This window comes from Parabacteroides sp. AF17-3 (assembly GCF_003635445.1).
Lineage (GTDB): Bacteria > Bacteroidota > Bacteroidia > Bacteroidales > Tannerellaceae > Parabacteroides > Parabacteroides goldsteinii.
Map to the genome: position 1 here is coordinate 1 of NZ_QTMM01000040.1, position 2,422 is coordinate 2,422.

At 41.4% G+C, this 2,422-nt stretch carries 1 protein-coding gene and 1 pseudogene; both read right to left on the bottom strand.

The annotated features are described in order from the left end of the window. Positions 1 to 134: pseudogene (locus DWW91_RS28275) on the bottom strand (conjugal transfer protein); the annotation flags it as partial. Between the two features lie 2 nt (positions 135 to 136). After that, the gene (gene ltrA, locus DWW91_RS27380; protein WP_122329434.1) at positions 137 to 1,789 is read right to left on the bottom strand and encodes a group II intron reverse transcriptase/maturase; all 1,653 of its coding nucleotides are present in this window, start codon (positions 1,787 to 1,789) and stop codon (positions 137 to 139) included. Between the last annotated feature and the right edge of the window lie 633 nt (positions 1,790 to 2,422).

Genomic DNA, 2,422 nt, shown 5'->3' on the forward strand with positions numbered 1-2,422 from the left:
TTCGCCGATGCAATCGCTTTGCCGGGTAGGTCAGGGGCATTACTGCCCCTTTCCCCCCTCAGAACCGTACTTGAAAGTTTCCAATCATACGGCTCAAGCGGTGTTAAATTTCTATTTATTAGAAACCAGCTCATTATTACATTTTTTTAAGTTGAATGACTTTTCTTCTGCAACTGTCATGTACTAAGAAATTTACTTTCTTGCCATCGACAATTCTTTCATTAGTTCCCCACGAATGTTCTTTGTTTATGGGTTCTCCACATATGGGGCATACATGATTCTGTTTTTCCCACATGTACAGCAATGATTTTCTACCATTGAGCGACTGGAGCATTTTGTAAGTCTTACGCTTTTCAAAATATTCTTTCCATTCAGGGTCAAGAGGATTGGCTTCACCTTGCACTTTTACGTATCGGGTTATCTTAGTGTCGTACAATCTTTTGAGAACAATCCTGTCATCAGTCTTGCCTTTTTTGAAGTTTGCCACAAAACACCAGTTACGATTCTTTATCCGTGTAAAGTATTTATTCGCAATCCAATATTTCCCTTTCTTGGGATGCCGTCTTCTAGCCCATTGCCATAATTTCTCAAATATCAAGTAATCAGCTTTTCTGAATGTATCCGAGGCTACACAGTTCTTATAGTAATTTACCCAACCGACTATTACAGGGTTAAGAAGTCTTATGAGAGATTCCTGCTTGCTACCTTTGTTGGAATCAATGATTCCTCTGATTTTCTGCATGAATTTCTTTAGACTCTTCTTGGATGGTTTGATTAACAAGATACCATTATACTTTCTGATGTTATACCCTAAGAAGTCGAAGCCCTCATCTATGTGAGTAATCATCGTTTTTTCTTCTGATAAGGTAAGCCCCCTGACTTGTAGAAACTCTTGTATGGTCTTTTGAACATCCTCCAAAAGTTCCTTACTTATGCCTGTGATGATGAAATCATCCGCATATCTCACGAGGTGCATCTTTGGTTTAAAAATAACTTTGTTAACCTGTCTGCTTCGGTATTTCTCCGCTAGCAGAGGTTCTAATCCATCTAATGTCATATTAGCGAGAGTTGGTGAGATTATCCCGCCTTGCGGTGTCCCTTCTTCTGTTGGAAACAATTCCTTGTTGAACACAAAGCCACATTTTAACCATTTCTTTAGCATCACTTTATCCATAGGGATATTGTTTAATAACCATTCATGGCTGATGTGGTCGAAGCACCCTTTAATGTCGCCTTCCAATACCCATTGGGCGGAATGCTTCTTTGCCAGGACGCAAAAGCACTGTTCTCTTGCGTCTGCTGTGCTTCTTTCTTTGCGAAAACCATAGGAATTTGTATCTGCTGTCGTTTCCGACACAGGTTCCAGTGCCAACAAATACAATGCTTGCATAGCTCTGTCCTTCATGGTTGGGATTCCTAACGGACGTAATTTTCCATTACTCTTCTTAATATGCACCCTTCGTAGTGGTTGGGGCGTATAGCCTCTTCTTTTCAGTTCACTGATTGCCTTGATTTTGGCATTTGGAGTTGACCATGTAACTTTATCAACACCCGCAGTGTCACTTCCACTGTTTGATGTAACACGTTTTACGGCTAAAGCCTTAGCGTAAAACGAATGCGTCAGCACCCACTGTAAGGCTTTCACCTTATTATGTTTGCCGGCTTTCTGAGCTTTTACAATACGTGCTTGTAGCTTATTAACCACAATTTCGCACTTGTTCCAGTCTATGCTGTCCCAAGTATTCCATTTCTGGTCAGTAGATGCACACGATGTTTTAATTTCGTTCATTTGCTTTTCTTCCTTAATAAGTTCTAAAAGTTTCTTGTAAAACTACCACCATGCAGAAGTCAGCCCACTTTCGTGTGAGGTGATGTTTCAACCCCTATCCACCCCATTACAGGATAGCATTCGCTTTTTCCGCATTCCTCTGCCCGCATCCCATTCGGCTTCACTTACGGTCTGCTTACCTGCTGTTACACAGGAGAAATACGGGTTTACCATGTTTCTTATATGTGACAAATGAATGGGTTAGAATCCGTCTATCCGCCGGCAGTCATTATGTTCGTGTAACCTTAGCATGGAGAAGGTTATCCGACTGCGTCCCTTTTGGGTTAGAGCCCAGTATCATTGGCAGCTCATTCGAAGTTACGACGTTTATCAACGATTCACATTACGTTATTCATACCATTCAGCCTAGCTCCCCTGCCATTCGATACTAACGACAGTTGTCATCCCCTCACGGTTCTGACTTCTCCTTTCGGAAGGGCTTCATTGTTGGTTCTGTTACCGCACGAATTCATTACTTAATATCGCACGTTCCCATAGGCTACTGTTGACGAAACAACAGGTTTAATCATTCTATTTCCAACTCGTGGAATGGAACGTTAAACAATCACACATAAGACTTACATGTCACAGCCA

Coding starts and splice junctions, on each gene's coding strand:
- ltrA (WP_122329434.1), bottom strand. CDS start 1,789: ATGAACGAAATTAAAACATCGTGTGCATCTACTGACCAGAAATGGAAT.